This is a genomic window from Stenotrophomonas tumulicola (assembly GCF_014117215.1).
GTDB lineage: Bacteria > Pseudomonadota > Gammaproteobacteria > Xanthomonadales > Xanthomonadaceae > Stenotrophomonas > Stenotrophomonas tumulicola.
This window is the reverse complement of the sequence record NZ_JACGXS010000016.1, coordinates 1-20,840: the sequence shown is the minus strand read 5'-3', so window position 1 is coordinate 20,840 and position 20,840 is coordinate 1. Positions and strand designations below refer to the sequence as shown.

Here is a 20,840-nt window from a genome sequence, read left to right as displayed (position 1 = left end):
TCATTTCCGTTTTCCTTTTCTGCACTCTTGTGCGGCGTTGAAAAGCTGATCTATGAAGTCCGGCGGCGGGTAGCCATCGGTCTGGATCCTGACCAGCCCTTCTTCCCCGTAGTGGGCCTGCAGCTTGTCGATGGCGCATTCGCAAATCGCCTTGTCGCCGCCCCCGCTGGAGCAACTGTCGATGAACTGGTCGCGCACTTTGTCCAGTTCACTGCTGCAGCCGGCGAAGGCCAGGGTGGCCGCAATTACTGTGGCAGCCTTGATCGTTGTGTAGGCCATGGTCACTGCCGCTTGGCGAAGACCAGGACAGCCACGATCACCAAAAGCCACATGAGGCCGCTGATGATTCCGCCAATCGACGGGAATGCGATAGCCGGCCAGATAAGTGCACGGCCGAAGTTATAGGCCATGCCCTTGTAGGCGTATTGTCCCCAATTGGCCAGGTAGATCCAGGCCGGCAAGACGGTGAACAGATAGAGCCCGGCGATAAATTTCATGTGTTTCCCCCTGTGTTGAGTTCGATTAGTGGTGGTGTTGCAGGTAGTTGGTGACGGTCTCGAACAACCGCTTGAGGTCGCCTTTGTTGGGCATGTTCAGTTCGATGTAGCGCTCGCCCCCGATGTAGAGGTGCTTGCCGTCTGCTGCGATCTCGGACAGCACACCGAGGAGCCGGGTCTCCGCGCGCTGGAACACGGCCTTGCAGCGGATCTGGGCTTCTGTGATCAGCACGCCTTCGCGTGCCCCGCCGAACAGCGTGTCGTCGATCAGGACGACCACGTCCTTGGCCCGCAGGCCTTCCCCGTAAGACTCCAAGGCGCCAGCGAGCTTCTTCCGTGGGATATGCGGGGCGATGAAGATCCGCTCCAGCGGTTCGCCGTTGAGCTCCATGCCTTCCAGTGCCTGGGCCAAGGTTGGCAACGGTGGTGGTGTCGGGCCGCGTGACTCGGCCTGATGTGAACGATGCTGATCGCTCCGCTGGTGCCTGCTCCGCTCCCAGTCGAACCTTGCCCGCTCGTCCGGATCCTTCAGGACGGCATAGGCCTCGTTGAGCTCCTTCATCTTCGACGTGGCCCAGTCCAGGGTTTCCACATCGGTGTTGGCGTAGCGATCAGGGTGGTACTGGCTGCGTCGCCCCCGGTAGGCCAACTCGATCTCATCCGATCCGGCACTGGGGCGAATGCCCAGCACCTCGTAGTAATCCCTTTCCAAGTCCAGATCCCTTCTGTCTCTGCATGTAAGTAGTCGTGGTGACGACATGCCTTATCGGCTGCACAACCCTCTATCTTTAAGATAGAGTCTGCCACAGGAGAAGAGGCTTCGTCATGATTAGGACAACACCCCAACCCACCTGCCCTCGTTGTCAGACATCCCGCGCGCCCTCTTTGCCGCCCGCCTCGTACAGGCACGCGAACTGCGTGGCTTGAGTCAACGAGCGCTGGGAGATCGCATGGGACTGGGCAAGGACAAAGGCTCGTCGCGGATCAATCGCTACGAGCACCAGGTCACCGCCGTCGGCTTCGACAATCTGGATGTGCTGGCCAAGACACTGGAGGTCCCCGCGGCCTATCTGCTGGCCGAGAGCCCCGAAATGGCCGATGCGATCTTGGCGTTGGCCCAGGTCAACCGCTCCCAGCAGGCCGATCTGGCTGAAGTGATCAAGCGATTGAGCACCGAGCCCGAGCTGCTGGATCAGTTGCGCGCGCTGGTCAATCCGAAAAGCGGTCCGTAGGCCAAAGTCGCGTGTGGCCATCCTTGGCCTCGCTTTTCTCCTTTGGCTATGATCATCTACACCTGACGACGGGCAGCCATCGATAGCGCTGCCGTGTTGGTCACGATGAAGTGATCCAGCACCCGCACTTCCACCAATCCCAATGCCTGCTTGAGCTGGGCGGTGATCACCCGATCGGCTGCCGAGGGCTCCGGATTCCCGCTGGGATGGTTGTGCGCTAGCAGGACCGCCGCTGCGTTCAGCGCCAGCGCGCGCTGGACCACAATGCGCGGATGCACCGTGGACTGGTCAATGGAGCCCGAGAACAGGCGCTCCACCTTGATCAGCCTATGGCGAGTATCGAGAAAGGCCACCTCGAAGTGCTCCCTTGGCTCGCTCACCAGCCGCAGGCGGAAGAATCGCCCGCAGTTGTCCGGGTCACTCATCAACTGACCGGGCTCAGCCGCCCGACGTTCGATGATCTGCAGGGCACGTGCGATGGCCCGGTTTTCCCTGGCGCGTGCTGCATCGTGGATGGGCTCGATCATGCGACCAACTTCAGGACTTCGTCCCAGGCACGTTGCTTGATTGCCGCCCCCTGCCCGAACCAGGCGGCATCACGCCGGTGGTCATCACTGCGGGCACGCCGGTGATCGGTGTAGGCCATGGCCTCTACTTGATGCATGTGTTCTTCCTCAGATGCGAGCGCATAAACGCGCAAGACCCGGACGGTGCCGGGCCTTGCGCGATATGCCAGTGGTAGTGGGCTTAGTCGTGAAAGCTGACGTCAGCGCCTGAAGCCTTGAACGAACAACGTGCGACGGCTGCCAAGATGGAAGCCGCGACGATGAAAACGCAATACAGGAACTCGGATTTGTCCTTCATGGATCACCTTCGATGCGGACGAATCAGTGCGGAACGTCCGGACGCGAGAAAAGCCCTCTGCCAGTCCCATGAAGGTATTAAGGGTTTCAAATTCCTTTGACTACTGCTCCAGCCTGCCACTGCGTGATTAAGTAATTCCCTACTTGATGACGCTAAGCATATGCGGACTACCAGATGCGCGCTAAGGAGTTGATTGCTTGTAAACAAGCTCGGCTTTGCACACAGGGAAAATAATCCTTCGTGCACTTAACGTTTCCACCACAAGCACAAGAAATGTGGCTCACCCAGCCAGCCCACGAGCGATTATGGGTTTCTTTTTTTATTCTACAAAAAGGTTAGTGCACCAATGACAAGCTTCCACTTCGAGATCAAGAGCGGTCGCAATGCATACGAGCATTCGCACTATGTCGCAAGGAAAGGGTTCCATCGCAAGCGCGAAGATCTGATTGCTGCCGGACATGGAAACCTCCCCTCCTGGGCGAAGAACGATCCTGGACAGCTATGGAAGGCAGCCGAAAGGTTCGAGCGAAAGAACGGCGCGATCTACCGTGAATCCATTACCGCGCTGCCAAAAGAGTTAAGCATGGAACAAACTCTGGCTCTCGCGTCCGACTTGATCAGACTGCTGACGCCCGGGAAGCCTCATCAGTTTGCCATCCATGCGCCTAAATCATCTTTGGATGGCGAATTGATCCCTCACCTCCATTTGATGACGTCGGACCGCGTTAACGATGGCATTGAGCGACCAGCGGAGCGTTTCTTTTCGCGGCACAACCCGGCAAACCCCAAAATGGGTGGACGCAAGAAGTCCAGCGGCGGCCGAAACTCGATGGAAATGCGGGACGACCTCATCGCGACACGAAGAACTGTGGCCGAAACGATTAATCACCATCTGGCCATCAACGGATATGAAATTCGGGTCGATCATCGCTCACTAAAAGAGCGGGGAATTCGCAAGAAGGCCGAAAGGTATCTCGGGCCGGCAAAGATCAAGGGCATGTCACCCACCGAGCGGGCCGCGTACGTCGCAGCGCGCAAGAATGAACACAGGTAGATCTCACCTGGTCTTCTTCCGATCTCGCCATTGACGAATCTCGCTGCGCTTCCACCGCAGCGATCTCTGTCCATATACGACAGCTTGCGGGAAATATGGGTCATCACTTCGGCGATTATCCACCGTATTAACCGATACACCGAGAAGTTCAGCCACCTGCCGTTTCGTCAACATTACCTCATCCAAATCCGCAGGCGCTGTAGGCGCCTGCGCTAGGAGAATCGGCAACTCTGAACGCCACTTAGGACGAGCCTCTTCAAATGCTATTTCGGAACGAATTTCGTCAAGAACCCTTGCCTTGTCGTGATTCGCCAAGGGAAGTGCTTTCGTAATTTTCGGAGCGCTCTCGTCACCGGTAGTCGCAGTCTCTACGGAGGAGACTGTGCGCGACTGCGATGTACTGTGAAATTTTGGCACCTCGACAGCAATGGGACGAGGTTCAACAGCGCTGGCACTACCTACCACCTCGCGCGCCCGTGTCCCGCTGAGTCGAATGCGTGCTCGTTGGAGCAACATCTGCCCGAAGAGATACGAGGGAAGCTGTTGGCTGTCGTACTCCTCCGTAGGGTCGGTTGTTGCTTGGCTCAGCCCGTCGCTCAGCAGCACTCGCTCAAGCCGCGAATGGGTCACCAGGTTCTCTTCTTGCTCCCACCACGGCGCCACCCCGTAAAGATTAAGATACTTTCGAAGGGTCTCGTTAGTTACCCATGCATGACTGAACATTATGCTGGTGCGCTCCGAATCCGTGAGTTGGAGGACCACATCCCCTTTGCTGGCCTTGTCCACCATCTCTGTGTACAGCGTCGAGAACAAAGCAGCTCGACGACGCTTGTCGACTAAATAATGGTGCTCATGAAAGAAGAAGGGTATGGCAAGCTCCTGAGTCGCAACCATTCTTTCCAGCAAAGGCTCGTACTGGGCCGGGGGTACGGGGTAGCGAAAAGATTCGATCTCGCGTTCGAGCTTGCGCGGGAATTCACCCATCTGGCACTGCGGCAAGACCCGCACAACAGATCTGGGTCTCGATTCATCCAGGTGGATAAACCCGGCTACAGTTCCTTTGCCCCGACGCATGCTGATCGATGGCATCTTTGCGTAGACAACCAAATTGATGACGTCATAAACGTCGATCCTCCGCGCGGTCAGTACAGCACGGGGATGCAGGAAAAGTGAGTCAAGGCTATCGCCCATGGGGATCCGCAGACAGGCAGTGAAGCGCCCAAGCATCCATCATGGCCCGACGCTTCTCAAGTGCGTCGCCCCTGCGATAGGCGGCCTTCGTCTTGTTCGGAAGAACATGGGCCAAGGCCATCTCTGCCAAGTCGCTTGGTATTGGGTGGACTCACCGACCCAATCCCGGAAGGTGGATCGAGACCCGTGCGGGACTGCATCCACATCCATGCGCCGCATTACTGTGGTTAGGTTCATATCCGATAGAACGCCGCCCTTGTGGTTGCCGAAGACCAAGGGAGCCGGTGTCGGCGGGCCTCCTGCAACATTTGCAAGGCAGCCGTACTGAGAGGAACACGATGCTGGCGCTTCGCCTTCATACGCACCGCCGGAACAGTCCACACTGACTGGTCGAAGTCGATCTCGGACCACTCGGCTCTGCGGACTTCACCGCTACGTGCAGCTGTCATGATCAAGAATCGCAGTGTCAAGGCGCTAGTTTCCTCCTGCATTGCCAATGCGGGTCATGAACCCGGGAGTGTCTATAGCGGACATCGCCTTCAAGTGGCACACCTGATGAATCTGACTTTGTCGAAATGGCCCTTCCAACGTGCCGGGTTTTCTCCCTCCCGATGACCGCCAAACCGGGCAAATAACCGCGCCGATGGCGGCGGCCGCAGCGGCCGCCTTGTCAGCCTGTCCGCAGCCAGTCATCGTGTTGCCGGCTGCCGTCCTTTTCCGGGGTGAGCAGGCTTGCCAGCCAACGCAGTGCCTGCTTGCGCCGGGCCACCGGATGCGCCGCCGCCTGCGGGCCCAGCAACAGCTGCTGGCATTCCACCAGGCCGCGCAATATGCGCTGGTGGTGCTGCCATGCGGCACAGATGCGCACCGCCCGCTGCACGTCGGCCTTGCGGTTCCGTTGCGGGTCCAGGGCGTCGTGCATGCGCTCGGCACGTGCATGGAAGGTGGCGATCTGGCTGCGGTGGCGCGTCCACGCATCGACGAAGCACTGGCCGAGGATGTCCGTTGCCACCGGCAGGCCAGCCGGCTGCGCAAGCCAGCTGCCGACGCGTTCAAGCGCACGGCCATCGATGCACACGGGCGAGGCATCGGAATTGGCAGCGGGCGGCAGCCGGTGGAGGCTGACGGCGAGGACAACAGGAGCCTTGTTCATATTCGATCCGCCATCGGACAGGTCTGAAACTGAACTATCCCAGATGCCATCGGATGGTGTATCGAATCAGCCCGCAGGCGTCATTTCGCGCCGCTCCAGACCCGATGCCCCGGTCCTCGGGCAGGTCAAAAACGACACATCAGTCCCATGATGGTCGAACGATGGGGGCTATGGCGCAAACCCTGTTCGCCAGCCTGCGAAGCATGCGCAGCCAGCGGCACGCGGGCTTCCAGAAACCGCGCAGCGCCCACGACGCCACGGCGTCCGCCGCGGCACCTCCGGATATTGCGACGCGTCATGTAAACGGTTCCAACGCCTGTTAGCGTCTGCGTCGGCCCACCTTCGGGGCTGCAGTGGAACGAGGAAACCTGATGAGCATGCACGCAGATCGGTGGACTGCGCTTTTCCGGCCCGGGCGCGGCGTTGCATGCATGCTGCTGCCGATCTCTGCATTGGCCCTCGCCGCGTCTGCCCAGGACCTGCCGCCACGCACCCAGTGGCAGGCCAGCAGTTCCTCGCAGCAGGTGTCGGCGATGGCAGTCAGCCACCTGATCGACAATGACCCGAAGACCGTTACCGGCGGTGCCTTCAGTCCAGGGCACTGGTTCCAGGTCGACCTCGGACAGCCTGCCATGCTCGCCGGTGTCCGTATCACCTGGGACGTCTCCAACCCCGAGGGCTACACGCTGCAGACCTCGCAGGACGGCAGCCAGTGGCAGGACGCCTACACGATGCGCGATGCGCTGGGCGGCATCGAGACGTTGTACTTCGCTCCGCGCAAGGCACGCTACCTGCGGCTGGCCAGCCCGGAGCGCACGTCCGACTGGGGCGTATCGCTGTTCGAGATGGAACCGCTGGACGCCTCCAGCAGTGCCCGCGTGGCCGGCCTGGATGCCGCGCATGCCGCGGCGCTATGGCAAGGCGGCAGCCCCGTCGCCATCCCCGCAGGCAAAGGCACCACGCATACGCTGGACATCACCCTGCCCCGCCCGCAGCCGACCACCGGGCTGGCGGTGGACTGGGCCGGCGCGCATGCAGCGGCCAGGCTGCAGGCGCAGGATGCGCAGGGACGCTGGATCGAGCTGGCACGCGACCTGCAGGCCGGCAGCCGCCAACAGAGCTGGTTGGCCGGCAACGCGCCGGTAACTGCACGTGCCTTGCGCCTGAGCGTGGAAGGCAGCGCGCCGAAAGTGGATCGCATCCGCCTGCTCGGGCCGGCCGCGGTGATGACGCCGATGAAGCAGTACCAGATTGTCGCCAACGGGGCACAGCGCGCACTGTTCCCGGCCTCGCTGCACATGCAGCAGAGCTATTGGACGGCTGTCGGCGTGCATGCGGGGCTGCAGAAATCGATCTTCGACGAACATGGCAACATCGAAGCGTTCAAAGGGGCGCCGCTGGTGCAGCCGATCTGGCGCAACGCCGACGGCACCGCTACGAGCGCCGCCGGGATGCCGGTGAAGCACGCGCTGCGCGATGGCTGGAAACCGATGCCGTCGGTGGCGTGGATGCCGCAACCCGGGCTGGAGCTGCAAAGCGAGGCCTTCGCCGTCGAACACGGTGGCCAGCCGGTCACCCTCGTGCGCCATCGCCTGCGCAATACCGGCAGCACGCCGGTGGATGGCACCCTGGTGCTGGCAGTGCGACCGATGCAGATGAATCCACCCTGGCAGAACGGCGGGCTGTCGCCGATCCGCGACATCGCCATCGATGGCCAGGCGGTCCGCGTCAACGGCCGCCTGCTGCTGCGCTCGCTCAGCCCGATGGACGCCGCCGGTGCCGCCCCGTTCGGCACCGACGGCAGCAGCGAAATCACCGCGGCGATCGCCAGCGGCACGCTGCCCGACGCGCAGCAGGCAGACGATGCGCAAGGACTTGCCGCAGCTGCCCTCGCCTACCGGATCCAGCTGGCGCCCGGCGCCAGCCGCTCGGTGGTCATCGCCTTGCCGCTCGGTACCGCTGCCGCTGCCGACGACGGCACCCTGCCGGACGCGCCGGAGCTGGACCTGGGCGACACATCGCGTGATGCCGACACCACCTTCGACGAGCTGGCGGCGGGCGTCTCGGCTGATTGGCAGGACCGGCTCGGCCAGATCGGAATCCGCCTGCCCGACCCTTCCCTGGTCGACATGCTGCGCGCGCAGGCTGCCTACATGCTGATCAACCAGACCGGCCCGGCCATGCAGCCCGGCCCGCGCAACTACAACCGTTCCTTCATCCGTGATGGCATGGCGACGTCGGCCGTGCTGCTGCGCATGGGGGAAGCTAACGTCGCGCGCGATTACCTTGCCTGGTACAGCGAACACGGCGTGCACGACAACGGCCTGGTTTCTCCGATCCTCAACAACGATGGCAGCGTCAATACCGGTTTCGGCTCGGACATCGAGTACGACAGCCAAGGCCAGTACATTGCGCTGGTCGCCGACGTGGCACGGTTGGATGGCGGGCCTGAATCGGTGCGCGCCTACCTGCCGAAGGTGAAGGCGGCGATGCGCTTCCTGCAGGAACTGCGCGAACGTACGCTGGTGCCCGGCTACATGGCCGGCCAGCCTGCGCCGGAGCGCTTCGCCGGCATCCTCGCGCCTTCGATCAGCCACGAGGGCTATCCCTCGCCGACGCACAGCTATTGGGATGACTACTGGGGCCTGAAGGGATGGCACGATGGCGCATGGCTGGCCGAATCGCTGGGCGACACGGAAACCGCCGCGTGGGCACGTGCGCAGTACCGCCTGCTGCACGACGCACTGGCCGCGTCGATCCGCGCCACGATGGCATGGAAAGGCATCGACTTCATTCCCGCGTCCGCCGACCTCGGCGACGGCGACCCGACCAGCGTGTCGATCGCGCTGGACCCGACCGGCGCGCAGGGCGTGCTGCCGGAGGCTGCGTTGCGCACCACGTTTGCGCGTTACCTGGAGGACGTGCGCAGGCGCGCCGAACCGGATGCGTTGTATGCCTATACGCCGTATGAAATCCGTAACGTGCTGAGCTACGTGCACCTGGACCAGCCCGCCGTGGCCGATGAACTGTTGCAGGGCCTGCTGCATGATCGCCGTCCGCTGGAATGGCAGGTGCTGGCCGAAGTGGTGCATTCGCGGCTGCGCTTCCCACGCTACCTGGGCGACATGCCGCATACATGGATCGGCGCCGAGTACGGCCGCACGCTGTTCGGCATGCTGATGCGCGAGGACGACGATGCCTTGTCGCTGCTGCCAGGCACCCCGCCCTCCTGGGTGGCGGGACAGGGATTGGCGGTGGAGCGCCTGCCGACGGCGTATGGGACGCTGCAGATGCAGGCGCGGGAGCGGGAGGGAACGCTGGAGGTCACGCTGGGCGAAGGGTTGCGCAGGGATACCGCCGTGCGTGTGTGGTGGCCGCAACGCACGCCGCCGAAAAGCGTGCGCGTGGATGGACGCGCCGTTGCCGGTTTCGACGGCCAGGGCGTGTTGTTGAAGCAGCCGTTCCGCACCCTCGAAGCCAAGTGGTGATGCCGTAGCGCCGGGCCATGCCCGGCGAACGTGCAACGCGGCAACACCGCGTGCGCGTGAACGTTGTTATACGGGCAAAAGCCGCCGGGCATGGCCCGGCGCCGCAGGTTGGTAGCGCCGGGCCATGCCCGGCGAACGCAAAGCGCGGCGCCTTCGCCGGGGTTCAAAGCCCGACCAACCCCGGCGGGTTGGTTTCCGATTCCGGCACCGCTTCTTCGGCCACGTTCCAGCGCTCCAATGCCTTGGCATACGTGCCCGATGCAATCTGTGCGTTCAATGCCTGGGTGATGGCCTCGGCCAGCCCGCTGCCCTTGCGCGTGGTGACCGAAATCGCGGCCGCGTCCGGCCAGCCGCCGGGGAACAACCCGACCCGGCGCACCTTGCCATCGCGGGCCGAATACGCGCCGGTGGCATTGGGTTCGAAGGACACATCCGCACGCCCGGTGATGACCGCCAGCCGGCCGATCACCGAATCATCGAAATACTGGTACTCCACCGGCTTCAGCCCAGCGGCAATGTTCTGCCTGTCCCACTGCCGCAGGATCTGGTCCTGGTTGGTGCTGGCACCGACCACCACCTTCAGCCCGGCCACGTCGGCCGGTTTCTCGATCTTCCGGATCGGCCCATCGGTTCGCGTATAGATGCCCAGCAGGTCGAAACGGTAGCTGGAAAAATCGAACTTCTGCTTGCGCTCTTCGGTGACGGTGATGTTGGAGATCACCGCATCGTACTTGCCCGATTGCAGCCCCAGCGGCCAGTCCGCCCAGGCCACCGGCACCAGCGCCAGCTTCAGGCCGAGCCCATCGGCGATCAGCCGGGCGATGTCCGGTTCGACGCCCACTATCTGCTTGCTGTCGGCACCGTAATCGGCCAGCGGCAACTGCCCGGGATGGGTGGCGACGGTCAGCGTGCCGGGCGTCACGAAGTCGAATCCGGCCGGCAACAGCGCCTGTGCCTGCGCATCGGGCGTGCCAGCCAGCGCCGGTGCATCACGATCGGCCAGCGAGGTGGCACCGGCGTCCGGCGCATCGCCGCCGGAGGTTACCCGGGAATAGACGATACCGGCGACACCGACGATGAACACACCGGCGATCACCACCGTGCTGGCGGACAAGCGACGCTTGTTGCGAGAAGAGCTCATGGGATTCCCTGCAGGAAAGGAGGGGCAGCTGCTACAGCGTCTTGGCCAGGAAATCGGCGGTTCGTTGTTGGCGTGGGTGGTCGAATATCGCGTCCGGCGGGCCCTGCTCGATCACCTTGCCCTGGTCCATCATCACCACGTGGTCGGCCACGCGACGGGCAAACCCCAGTTCATGGGTCACGATGACCAGGGTGGTACCCGAGCGCGCCAGTTCTTCGATGACGCTGAGCACTTCGGTGACCAGTTCCGGATCCAGCGCGGAGGTGGGTTCGTCGAACAACAGCACCTTGGGCTGCAGCGCCAGCGCCCGCGCGATGGCGATGCGCTGCTGCTGCCCACCGGACAGCTGCCGCGGATAGGCATTGGCCTTGTCCGACAGCCCGACCCGTTCGAGCAGGTCCGCTGCCTGCCGTTCGGCCTGCACGCGCGGGATGCCGCGCACCGCCATCGGTGCTTCGATGATGTTTTCCAGCGCGGTCAGGTGCGGGAACAGGTTGAAGCTTTGGAACACCATGCCGACGTCGGCGCGGCGGCGGCGGATCTCGCTCTCTGCCAGTTCATAGAGGGTATCGCCATCGCGGCGATAGCCCACCAGCTGCCCGCCTACGGTGACGAAGCCATGGTCGGCGCGCTCCAGGTGGTTGATCAGCCGCAGCAAGGTGGACTTGCCGGCGCCGGACGGGCCGACCAGCACGGTCACGCTGCCGGCCTTCAGTTCCAGCTGCACATCGTCCAGCACCACTTGGTCGCCGAAGGACTTGCCCACGCCCTGCAGGGTGACCGCTGCACCGGTCCCGGCGGCGACCTGGGTGGCGATGGTGGGGCGTGCGGAGGCGGGCCTGGTGCCGCCCGGCGCTGGCCGTGCCGTCGGCGTCGGCGTCGGCGTCGGCGGCTTCGATACGCTGCGTTCGCGCTGCAGCTGGCCGCGCGCGAAGCGGCGTTCGATGCGGTGCTGGGCCAGCGACAGCACGGTCAGGATGACCAGGTACCAGACGGTTGCCACCATCAGCAGCGGCACCACTTCCAGGTTGCGGCGGTAGATGACCTGCACGGTGTAGAACAGTTCCGGCAGTGCCAGCACGTAGACCACCGAGGTGCTCTTGGCCAGGCCGATCACATCGTTGAACGCAGCCGGCAGGATCGAACGCATGGCCTGCGGCAGGATGATGCGGCGGATCTGGCGGCCACGCGGCAGCCCGAGGGCGGCGGCGGCTTCGTACTGGCCGTAGTCCACCGACAGGATGCCACCGCGGATGACTTCGGCCGAGAACGCAGCCTGGTTGAGCGTCAGCCCCAGCACCGCCGCGGTGAACACGCTGATCAGCTGCGTGGTGGGATACGAGAACAGGCTGATGTCGGTGAAGGGAACACCCAGTTCAATGGTGCTGTACAGGTAGCCCAGGTTGTTGAGCAGCAGCAACAGCACCAGCAGCGGGATCGAGCGGAACAACCACACATAGCCCCACGACACCGCCGACAGCAGCGGCGAGCCGGACACGCGCGCCAGCGCCAGCAGCGTACCCAGCGCAAACCCCAGCCCGGTGCCCAGCGCGGTCAGCCACAGCGTGCGGGCCAGCCCTTCCAGCACCGGCCGGGCGAAGAACCATTCGGCGAACGTTCCCCAGCCCCAGCGCGGATTGCCCAGCACCGATTGCAGGCCGACCAGGATCAAGGCCAGCGCCAGCAGCGTGCCGAACAACTGCAGCGGGTGCCGTGCCGGCACGATGCGTAGTGCCGGTGCCGGTGCCGGCTGTGGCGTGGCGATGCCCGACAGCGTGGAGGACGGTGCGCTCATGCGTGGCCCCCGTGCAACGGCCCAGCCGGGGTAGCGCCACGCGGCGCGCTCGCCGGGCATGGCTCGGCGCTGCCCCGCCGGACTGCACCGCGCTGCTGCAACGGCAGGGGTTTCTCGAACGGCAGGTGGGCAATGGTTTCCGGATCGGCGTGCAGGTCGAACAGCGCGCGATAGCCGTGGCCCAGATACAGGGCCACCGCCTCGGGCTGGCGGAAGCCGGTGGTCAGGAACACGCGGCGATACCCCTGCCGCACCGCTTGCTCTTCCAGTTCCTGCAGCACGCGCCGGGCGATGCCCTGGCGGCGCAGCCCGGGCAGGGTCCAGATCCGCTTGAACTCGGCGGTGTGCGGATCGCGGTGCGGCATGAAAGCCCCCCCGGAGATCGCCTGTCCGTCGCGCAGCAGCAGCACGAACGCACCGACCGGCGACGCGAAGGCCTCGGCCGGATAACGCTGCAGCTCTTCGCGCGCACTGCCGCCAACGCGGCCGCGCACGTCCGCATAGCGGTTGTCATACTCCTGTTCCAGGCCATCGAACAAGGGTCTGGCCAACGGATCATGGACGGAGGTGTAGAGGAACTGCTCGCTGGAAACCGACCCGCTCATGCGCCCTCCTCCACCAGATAGCGTTCGGCCAGCCGCGCCCACAGACTGGCCGCCGGTGCGATGGCCGCATCGTTGAACACATAGCGCGGGCTGTGCAGCGGCGCGCTGTCGCCATTGCCAACGAACACGAAACTGCCCGGCCGTGCCTGCAGCAGGAAAGCGAAATCCTCGCTGGCGGTGCGCGGCGCGAAGTCCTCCACGATGTGGCCAGGACCAAACCCGTCCAGCGCAACCTGGCGCACGAACGCGGTCTCGGCCGCATGGTTGATCACGCTGGGGAAGCCGCGCGGGAATTCGATCTCGGCACGCGCACCGAACGCAGCGGCGGTGTGTTCGGCCACTTCGGTGACGCGCCGGCGCAGGGTGTCGCGTACCTCCGGCAGGTAGGCACGCACGGTCAGGGTCAGCTCCACCTCGTCGGGAATGACATTGGCCGCCTTGCCACCATGGATCGACCCCACCGTGACCACGCCCATCTGGCGCGGATCCACGTTGCGCGATACCACGCTCTGCAGCGCAGTCACCACGTGCGCGGCGGCAAGGATGGGGTCGACACTGCCCTGCGGTTCGGCGCCATGGCCGCCCTTGCCGATCACCTTCAGCCTGGCCCAGTCCACCGATGCCATGGCCGGCCCGTCGACGAAACCGAAGTGGCCAGTGGGCACGCCCGGCCAGTTGTGCAGGCCGTAGATGGCGTCCACCGGGAAGCGTTCGAACAGGCCGTCGGCGATCATCTTCGAGGCGCCCGAGCCGGTTTCCTCGGCCGGCTGGAACACCAGTTGCAGCGTGCCGTCGAAGCGGCCGTGATGGGCCAGGTAATGCGCGGCCGAGAGCAGGATGGCGGTGTGGCCATCGTGGCCGCAGGCATGCATCAGGCCCTCGCGCTGGCTGGCATAGGCCAGCCCGGACTGCTCATGGATCGGCAGCGCGTCGATGTCCGCGCGCAGGCCAAGGCGGCGGCTGCCCTGCCCACGCTGCAGGGTGCCGACCACGCCGGTGCCACCGATGCCGGTGCTGACCTGGTAGCCCCATTGCTGCAACAGTTCGGCCACGCGTGCGCTGGTGCGGTGTTCCTCGAAGGCCAGTTCCGGGTGCCGGTGCAGGTCGTGGCGCAGCGCGATGGCTTCCTCGGCGCGCGCAGCGATCTCCGGTAGTGACGGGCCATGCCCGTCACCCCCCGGTAGCGCCGGGCCATGCCCGGCGAGCGCAGCGGCACCGGAGGCAACAGCCGCCGAGCATGGCTCAGCGCTACGGACCGAGCCATGCCGATCAGGGGTCGAACCCGAACGTTGCGGGTCGGGGGTCGAACCCGGTAGCGCCGGGCCATGCCCGGCGAGCGCAGCGGCGCCGGAAGCAACAGCCGCCGAGCATGGCTCGGCGCTACGGGCCGAGCCATGCCGATCAGGGGTCGAATCCGAATGTTGCGATTCGGGATGCTGCAGGATGTTCATCTCACCATTCCCTCATCCAACCTTGCGCGGCGGTTCGGCATCGGCGTCACCCGCATACCGGCTGGCCTTGCGCGGCAGCCCCAGGTGGTCGCGCAATGTGCCGCCGTCCAGGGTCCCCCGGTGGTAGCCGCGCGCCTGCAGGATCGGCAACACCTGGGTCACGAAATCGTCCAGGCCCTCGCGCTGTACCGCAAAGCCCAGGATGAAACCGTCGCTGGCACCGGCTTCGAACCAGCGGATCAGTTCGTCGGCCACGTGTTCGGCGGTGCCGATGAAGTTCGGCCGCGGGCTGACTGCCTGCAGGGCCACCTGGCGCAGGGTCAGGCCCTGTTCGCGCGCATCCTGCTTGATCTTGTCGGTGGTGGAACGGAACGAGTTGGCACCCACTTCGCCCAGCTCCGGGAACGGCGCATCCGGGTCGTACTGGGTGAAATCGTGGTGGTCGAAGAAGCGCCCCAGGTAGGCCAGTGCATCGTCCAGCCCGGCCAGTGCCGCGATGGCCTGGTACTTGGCTTCGGCCTCTTCGATGGTGCGGCCGACGATCGGCCCGATGCCGGGAAATATCTTGACGTCCGCAGCGCTGCGACCGTGCGCGATGGCTGCGTTCTTCACCTTCTGGGTGAACGCCCGCGTTTCTTCCAGCGACGGCGCATGGGTAAAGACCGCGTCGGCGTACTTGCCGGCCAACGCGATGCCGTCATCGGACGCACCGGCCTGGAAGATCACCGGCTGGCCCTGTGGCGAGCGCTGGATGTTGAGCGGTCCCTCCACCTGGAAGAAGCGGCCCTTGTGGTCCAGCCGGCGGAATTTCTCCGGCGCGAAAAAGGTGCCGCTGTCACGATCGCGCACGAAGGCATCGTCATCCCACGAATCCCACAACCCCTGCACTACTTCCAGGTATTCGTCGGCGATCTGGTAGCGCAGCGCGTGTTCGGGATGTGCCCGCCCGTAGTTGCGCCCGGAGCCTTCCAGCGGCGAGGTGACCACGTTCCAGCCGGCACGGCCGCCGCTGATCAGGTCCAGCGAAGCGAACTGGCGGGCGACGGTGAACGGATCGCTGTAGGAGGTGGACAAGGTGCCGGCCAGCCCGATCTTCGTGGTGGCCGTGGCCAGCGCCGACAGCAACGAGATCGGTTCGAAACGGTTGAGGAAGTGCGGGATGGATTTTTCGTTGATGTACAGGCCATCGGCAACGAAGCCGAAGGCAATCCCATGGTCTTCCGCGGTGCGTGCCACATCGACGTAGTAAGCGAGGTTGACGCTGGCATCGGCCACGTTGGAGGGGTGTTTCCAGGCATGCATGTGGCTGCCGGGGCCCTGCAGCATGATGCCGAACGGGATGGGACGCGGAACCTTGCTCATGGCAGTACTCCTGGGGATCAGGCCACCGCCGCGCGTGGCGCGGGCGACAGCAGTTCGAGTGAGGTAAGGCGCGCGTCGATGTCGGCCACCGGCGCGTCCAGGATGAATTCCCCGACACCGAAACGCCGGTGCAGGTCATCCAGCGCGCGGCGGACGTGATGCGCGTCGCCAGCCAGCACGCTGGGATGGGTTTCTTCGATGCGGTAGTCGGCCACGCCGACCTGGCGCGCGTAATCGGCGGCCGCTTCGGCGCTGGGCAGGTTGACCGTCTGCCCGGGCCCAAGATGCAGCTTGTAGATGCGCAGCGCGCCAAGGTGCCGCGCGGCCGCTTCGCTGGTGGGCGCGGCGAAGGCCACCGTGGCCAGCAGCGGCGACTGCGTGGACAGGTCACGATAGGCAGAGAACGCCGCTTCGATGTTGCGTGGATCGCCATCGAAATGCGCGGCGTACACGAAGCGCCAACCAAGTTCGGCGGCCAGCTGCGCACTCTGCGGGCTTGCCCCGAGCAGGAAGCGCTCCGGCGGCGACGCCGGCACCGGGCGCGCCGGTGCGTTGGCATGCGGATGGTCGGCCGGCAGGCTGCCGGACAGGAAGCCTTCCAGGTCATGCAGTTGCTGGTCGAACGCGCCCACCGCCGGGCGGCCCGCCGCCAGCGCCGCGGTGGAGGCAGGCAGGCCGCCCGGTGCCTTGCCCACGCCCAGGTCCACGCGACCCGGCGCCAGGCTGGCCAGCAGGTTGAAGGTTTCGGCAACCTTGTACGGTGCGTAGTGGCGCAGCATCACCCCGCCGGTGCCGATGCGGATGCGATGGGTCTGTGCCAGCACCCAGGCCGCCAGCACTTCCGGCGCGGGGCTGGCCAGCTGCGGCGTGGCGTGGTGTTCGGCGAACCAGTAGCGGTGGTAGCCCAGGTGCTCGGCGTGCAGGGCCAGCCGCAGGCTCTCGCGCAGTGCCTGTTCGGGCGTGCCGCCTTCTCGGATCGGGCTCTTGTCCAGCACGCTGGTCAGGTAACTCATCGTCTTCGCCTCGCTCAGGGGTGGGCCACGGGAATGCCAAGCAACCCGTTGAGTGCGGCGAGGATCGGCTCGGCACCGGACACCACCTGGCGGTCTTCATGCACGCCGCTGGCATGCGCGGACTGCACGCCCTGCGGCAGCACCAGCTTCGGCAGCGACTGGTCGTGTTCGCCGATTTCGGCGATCACTTCGCGGCGTGGCCGTGCAAAGCCGATGCGGCGCACGTCCAGCTGGGCATCCAGGCCGTCGATGCTGGACAGTGCGCCTTCCAGCAGCAGGCTGTGCCGGCAGAAGAAGCGCTGCCCCGGCAACTGGCCGTCTTCGAACGAACGGTCCAGCAGGAACAGGATCGGTTTGTGGGCAGGAGATGCAGACACGGAAGGAAGTCCTCGTCTTGGTCGGCAGGAACCTGCCGTTGGAACCACGATGCTAGGGAGGGCACCGACGCGGGCTGCGCCCTAACCCGCCAAACAGCGGTCGGATCCCGCCAGCCAGATACGCATTGGCGATAAGCAAAGTGCCTGCGGTGATGGCACCGCCTGCACCTGGCCCACCTCAGGCGATGCGGCGCAGCGGCGCATGCAGTGCGGTCGGCGACAGGTGCCCCACCGCACGCTCGGCCGCCAGCTGGATGCGCGCCTGCAATGCAACGCTGCTGATCCGCTCTTCGTCGAAGTCCGCCGGCGTGGCATACACGCCGATCGGCAAGGTATGCGCCTGCAGGAAACTGAACAGTGGCCGCAACTGGTGGTCGATGACCAGCGCATGCCGCTCACTGCCGCCGGTGGCGGCCAGCAGCACCGGCGTGTCGACCAAGGCATCCAGCCCGATGAAATCCACCAGGTGCTTGAACAGCCCCGGATAGGAACCGCGGTAGACCGGCACGGCGGCGACCAACAGGTCGGCCGACTCGATCGTGGCCAGCGCGCGCTCCACCTGCGGCTCGGCTTCACTGCGCTGCAGTGATTGCCCCAGCGAGCGCGCGATCGGCGCCAGCTCGACCAGTTCGATGCCGATGTTGACGCGCTGGCGCAACGCCTCGAGCAGATGCCGCACCAGCAGCAGCGTGCGCGAATTCGCCGAGGGCGTCGGCGAACCCACCAGTGCAACCACATTCAACGCAGATGACATGAAACGCTCCCATGTAGCGCCAGGCCATGCCCGGCTGTTTTTGGCATGACCCTCAAAACCGATAATTGACGCGCCCGTACCAGAACGTGCCGATGGTGCTCAACACATCGCCGGTGTCCCAGGTGGTTTCGATGCTGGCCACGTCGCTGGCGCTGCGTGCATGCTCGGGCACCTTGCGGGTGCGCTTGTCGAAGGCGTTGTTGATGCCCAGCGCCGCGCTCCAGCCGCTGCCCAGTTCCACGCTGCCGGACAGGTTGGTCACCAGCACCGGCGGCTGCTTGTATTCCACGCCGTTGTTGAGCCGCTTGATCGGCCCGTAATAGGTGAAATCCACGTTCGAGCGCCAGCGTCCGTTCTGCCAGCCAAGCCCCGCCACCTGCGTGTAGGCCGGCGTGCGGAAGCGCAGCGCGTATTCGCTGGAGCGGGTGAGCAGGTTGATGTTGGGCAGGCCCTGCAGCACCTCCGGGATGTCGCGCACTTCGCGGATGGTGGTGCGGCCGACGTTGGCCGCGTAGCTCCAGCGCAGCTTGCCCCAGCCGGTTTCCTGGTTGGCCTCTACGGTCAGCTCCAGGCCGCGCGTGCGGGTATCGCCGACGTTGGTGAAGTAGCTGGCATAGAACGCATCGCCACTGAGGATGCTGATGCCAGCCGTGCCCAGCAGCGCGTCGATGGTGTTCTTCTGTGCCGCGCTGAGTACGGTGCCGCTGTTGTCGGTGATGCGCTCCGGATCCTGCGCGTTGTAGCCGATCTGGCTGGACTGGCCGAGCTGGCCGCGGATGTCGATCTGGTAGGCATCCAGTGCCACGTGCAGTGCGGGGCTGGGATCCCAGGTGACTCCCAGGCTGTAGTTGTTGGCTTTCTCCGGCTGCAGTGGCGTGGCGCCCAGCGCCAGTGCCGCCGGCGAGGACACCTGCGCCACCAGCGTGGTGCCGCACGGGCAGCTGCCGGTGGCCTGGTAGAACTGTGCGCCCAGGCTGGGGGCATGGAAACCGTTGCTGACCGTGGCGCGTATGCCGAAGGTATCGGTGAAATCGAAGCGCGTGGTCAGGCGGCCGGTGGAGACGCTGCCGAAATCCGAATGGTCTTCCCAGCGCGCGGCCGCATCCAGGTACCAGCGCGAGGTGACGTTGGTGGCCGCGCCGGCATACACCGCCTTGCTGTTGCGCGTGGCCTCCACCGCATCGGCAGTGGAGTAGCCGACGAACGCGGCGGCGCCGAAGCCGGTATAGGACTCCCACTGCCCTGCCCCGCGCTCATAGCGTTCATGCTGGTATTCGGCGCCGGCGCTGACTTCCAGTGGCGAAGCGAACGCGGCCACGTCGAAACCACGGCGCAGGTCCAGGTTGGCGATGCCCTGCTGGTAGTCCAGCTTGCCGTCGTAGAAGTCGGTCGGTGCGCCGGGATAGTCCAGCGAGAAATTGGCCGAATCGCGCGTGTAGGTGCGCACCGTATTGCGGTTGCCGGTAAGGCTGGCGTCGTAATCCCAGCCGCCCCACTGGCCCTTGATGCCGGCCGTGCCGGTGTACTGCTGCTCCTTGGTTTCCAGCACCGGCAGGAAGCCATCGGGCCATACGTTCAACACGCTGGGCGCGTTGTAGGTGCCGAAGATGGTCGCCGGCAGGCGGAAGTTCTGGATCGCCTGCGCGGTGCGGTCGCTGGCCGTCGCGGTGGCGTAGAACTGCGCGTCCTCGCCGATGCCGTGCGCGGCATTCAGCGCGAAGGAGCGCAGCGCGTAAGACGGCGAACTGAGGATGGTATTGGCCTCCGCATCGCGGCCGGCTTCAGCCGGGTTGGGCGTGGCGCCCGCCGGCAACTGGTTGTTCGGCCGCAGCGCGACCAGGTTGCCGTCGGCATCGACGGCCGGGTAGCTGAGGTAGCCGTCGATATAGCGGCGGGTGCGGATGGCATGGTGCTGCCGCGTGCTCTCGCCCGACAGGTTGATGAAGCCGTCCTGGCCCCACGGCAGCCCGATGTTGGCGCGTACGCTGGTCCGGCTGCCATCGCCATCGATGCTCTGCCCACTTTCCACCGAGACATCACCGCCCTGTGCCTGCGATTTCAGGATCACGTTGATCACCCCGGTGATGGCATCGGAGCCGTACACCGCCGAGGCGCCATCGCGCAGCACTTCGATGCGGTCGATGGCCGATACCGGAATCAGCGCAAGGTCGGCCCAGGCGTGGCCCGGATAGCCGCCGCCGTTTGCGCCGCTGACATACGCGCTGGCATTGCGACGCTTGCCGTTGACCAGCACCAGCGTGTACCCCGGCGACAGGTTGCGCAGCTGGTAGCCGCGGATCAGGCTTTCCTGGTCGCTCTGGTAACCGCCGATCTGGCTCAGCGACGGCAGGCTGCGTTGCAGCGCCTCCAGCAGGTTGGCCTGGCCGGTGGACGCCAGGTCTTCGGCGGAGATCACGTCGATCGGCGTGGAGCTGTTCTTCACCGTGCGGTTGCTGGTGCGCGAACCGGTCACCACCACCGCATCCAGCGTCGAGGCAGCCACGTTGGACGAAGACACCACGGTATTGGCCGGCGCATCCGCACCGGCAGCAAAGGCAGGGGCGGATCCGGCGGCCAGGCCGGCCGCGACCAGCACGGAGAGGGGGGACAGCGTCGGAGAGCGCAGGCGCATGTGGGGACCGGATGGGAGACGTCCGTCCATTCAAGGGCGCGTCGGCAACCAGCAACAGTCATCAAAGCGCCACGGACCCGCCACATCGCGCCATGGATATGCCCGTTGGGAATGTCAAAACGCCCGCGCCATGTGTTCGGGTGCCGCGCCATGCATTCGCATGTGTAGCGCCGAGCCATGCTCGGCGAGCGCAGCGGCCGCCACGCAATCCGCCGAGCATGGCTCGGCGCT

20 protein-coding genes are annotated in these 20,840 nt (G+C 65.1%); 3 read left to right on the top strand and 17 right to left on the bottom strand.

Annotation, left to right across the window (positions count from 1 at the left end):
- Genes H4O11_RS18250 through H4O11_RS18240 form a run of 3 tightly spaced genes read right to left on the bottom strand, consistent with a single transcriptional unit; the run spans position 1 to position 1,209 of the window.
- Positions 1–279, bottom strand: coding sequence for a hypothetical protein (locus H4O11_RS18250; RefSeq protein ID WP_182342059.1), 279 nt, complete (start codon positions 277–279; stop codon positions 1–3).
- 2 nt (positions 280–281) lie between these two features.
- The gene (locus tag H4O11_RS18245; RefSeq protein ID WP_182342056.1) at positions 282–497 is read right to left on the bottom strand and encodes a hypothetical protein; all 216 of its coding nucleotides are present in this window, start codon (positions 495–497) and stop codon (positions 282–284) included.
- A 25-nt stretch (positions 498–522) separates the two neighbouring features.
- The gene (locus H4O11_RS18240; protein ID WP_246333606.1) at positions 523–1,209 is read right to left on the bottom strand and encodes a J domain-containing protein; all 687 of its coding nucleotides are present in this window, start codon (positions 1,207–1,209) and stop codon (positions 523–525) included.
- Positions 1,210–1,447: 238 nt separating this feature from the next.
- Between H4O11_RS18240 and H4O11_RS18235 the strand changes: the two genes are divergently transcribed.
- Entirely contained in the window at positions 1,448–1,729 is a 282-nt protein-coding gene (locus H4O11_RS18235) for a DNA-binding protein (RefSeq protein ID WP_425506094.1), read from the top strand.
- Between the two features lie 56 nt (positions 1,730–1,785).
- On the opposite strand, the gene H4O11_RS18230 is transcribed toward H4O11_RS18235, so the two are convergent.
- Both H4O11_RS18230 and H4O11_RS18225 read right to left on the bottom strand, forming a co-directional pair.
- Positions 1,786–2,256 carry a JAB domain-containing protein gene (locus tag H4O11_RS18230; RefSeq protein WP_182342049.1) on the bottom strand — a complete coding sequence of 157 codons (471 nt, stop codon included), beginning with the start codon at positions 2,254–2,256 and terminating at the stop codon, positions 1,786–1,788.
- Positions 2,253–2,393 (bottom strand): hypothetical protein, encoded by a 141-nt coding sequence (locus tag H4O11_RS18225; protein ID WP_182342142.1) that lies wholly within the window; start codon positions 2,391–2,393, stop codon positions 2,253–2,255. The genes H4O11_RS18230 and H4O11_RS18225 overlap by 4 nt, the downstream gene beginning before the upstream one ends.
- Positions 2,394–2,939: 546 nt before the next feature.
- Between H4O11_RS18225 and H4O11_RS18220 the strand changes: the two genes are divergently transcribed.
- Entirely contained in the window at positions 2,940–3,647 is a 708-nt protein-coding gene (locus H4O11_RS18220) for a MobA/MobL family protein (protein ID WP_182342046.1), read from the top strand.
- A gap of 3 nt (positions 3,648–3,650) precedes the next feature.
- Here H4O11_RS18220 and H4O11_RS18215 read toward each other — a convergent pair whose 3' ends face one another.
- The 3 genes from H4O11_RS18215 to H4O11_RS18205 form a co-directional block, all read right to left on the bottom strand.
- A complete protein-coding gene (locus H4O11_RS18215; RefSeq protein ID WP_182342043.1) occupies positions 3,651–4,838 on the bottom strand; it encodes a helix-turn-helix transcriptional regulator in 1,188 nt (395 codons plus the stop codon).
- A 233-nt stretch (positions 4,839–5,071) separates the two neighbouring features.
- Complete coding sequence (locus tag H4O11_RS19620; protein ID WP_425506093.1) at positions 5,072–5,329, bottom strand: tyrosine-type recombinase/integrase; 258 nt, start codon at positions 5,327–5,329, stop codon at positions 5,072–5,074.
- A 179-nt stretch (positions 5,330–5,508) separates the two neighbouring features.
- The gene (locus H4O11_RS18205; RefSeq protein ID WP_182342037.1) at positions 5,509–5,991 is read right to left on the bottom strand and encodes a hypothetical protein; all 483 of its coding nucleotides are present in this window, start codon (positions 5,989–5,991) and stop codon (positions 5,509–5,511) included.
- 431 nt (positions 5,992–6,422) lie between these two features.
- On the opposite strand from H4O11_RS18205, the gene H4O11_RS18200 reads away from it, so the two are divergent.
- Positions 6,423–9,479 (top strand): galactose-binding domain-containing protein, encoded by a 3,057-nt coding sequence (locus tag H4O11_RS18200; RefSeq protein WP_425506092.1) that lies wholly within the window; start codon positions 6,423–6,425, stop codon positions 9,477–9,479.
- 163 nt (positions 9,480–9,642) lie between these two features.
- Here the strand turns inward: H4O11_RS18200 and H4O11_RS18195 are convergent, their stop codons facing one another.
- The 9 genes from H4O11_RS18195 to H4O11_RS18155 form a co-directional block, all read right to left on the bottom strand.
- Positions 9,643–10,620 (bottom strand): ABC transporter substrate-binding protein, encoded by a 978-nt coding sequence (locus H4O11_RS18195; protein WP_182342032.1) that lies wholly within the window; start codon positions 10,618–10,620, stop codon positions 9,643–9,645.
- Between the two features lie 31 nt (positions 10,621–10,651).
- Positions 10,652–12,415, bottom strand: a complete 1,764-nt coding sequence (locus tag H4O11_RS19465; RefSeq protein WP_182342029.1) for an ABC transporter permease subunit — start codon at positions 12,413–12,415, stop codon at positions 10,652–10,654.
- Positions 12,412–13,020 (bottom strand): GNAT family N-acetyltransferase, encoded by a 609-nt coding sequence (locus H4O11_RS18185; protein WP_182342026.1) that lies wholly within the window; start codon positions 13,018–13,020, stop codon positions 12,412–12,414. The genes H4O11_RS19465 and H4O11_RS18185 overlap by 4 nt, the downstream gene beginning before the upstream one ends.
- Positions 13,017–14,165, bottom strand: a complete 1,149-nt coding sequence (locus tag H4O11_RS18180; protein ID WP_182342129.1) for an amidohydrolase — start codon at positions 14,163–14,165, stop codon at positions 13,017–13,019. The genes H4O11_RS18185 and H4O11_RS18180 overlap by 4 nt, the downstream gene beginning before the upstream one ends.
- Positions 14,166–14,483: 318 nt before the next feature.
- Positions 14,484–15,833 carry an LLM class flavin-dependent oxidoreductase gene (locus tag H4O11_RS18175; RefSeq protein WP_182342023.1) on the bottom strand — a complete coding sequence of 450 codons (1,350 nt, stop codon included), beginning with the start codon at positions 15,831–15,833 and terminating at the stop codon, positions 14,484–14,486.
- A 17-nt stretch (positions 15,834–15,850) separates the two neighbouring features.
- The gene (locus H4O11_RS18170) at positions 15,851–16,846 is read right to left on the bottom strand and encodes an LLM class flavin-dependent oxidoreductase (RefSeq protein ID WP_182342020.1); all 996 of its coding nucleotides are present in this window, start codon (positions 16,844–16,846) and stop codon (positions 15,851–15,853) included.
- 14 nt (positions 16,847–16,860) lie between these two features.
- The gene (locus H4O11_RS18165; RefSeq protein WP_182342017.1) at positions 16,861–17,223 is read right to left on the bottom strand and encodes a DUF3088 family protein; all 363 of its coding nucleotides are present in this window, start codon (positions 17,221–17,223) and stop codon (positions 16,861–16,863) included.
- A gap of 178 nt (positions 17,224–17,401) precedes the next feature.
- Positions 17,402–17,977 (bottom strand): FMN reductase, encoded by a 576-nt coding sequence (gene msuE, locus H4O11_RS18160; protein ID WP_182342014.1) that lies wholly within the window; start codon positions 17,975–17,977, stop codon positions 17,402–17,404.
- Between the two features lie 52 nt (positions 17,978–18,029).
- Positions 18,030–20,609 (bottom strand): TonB-dependent receptor plug domain-containing protein, encoded by a 2,580-nt coding sequence (locus tag H4O11_RS18155; protein WP_182342011.1) that lies wholly within the window; start codon positions 20,607–20,609, stop codon positions 18,030–18,032.
- Between the last annotated feature and the right edge of the window lie 231 nt (positions 20,610–20,840).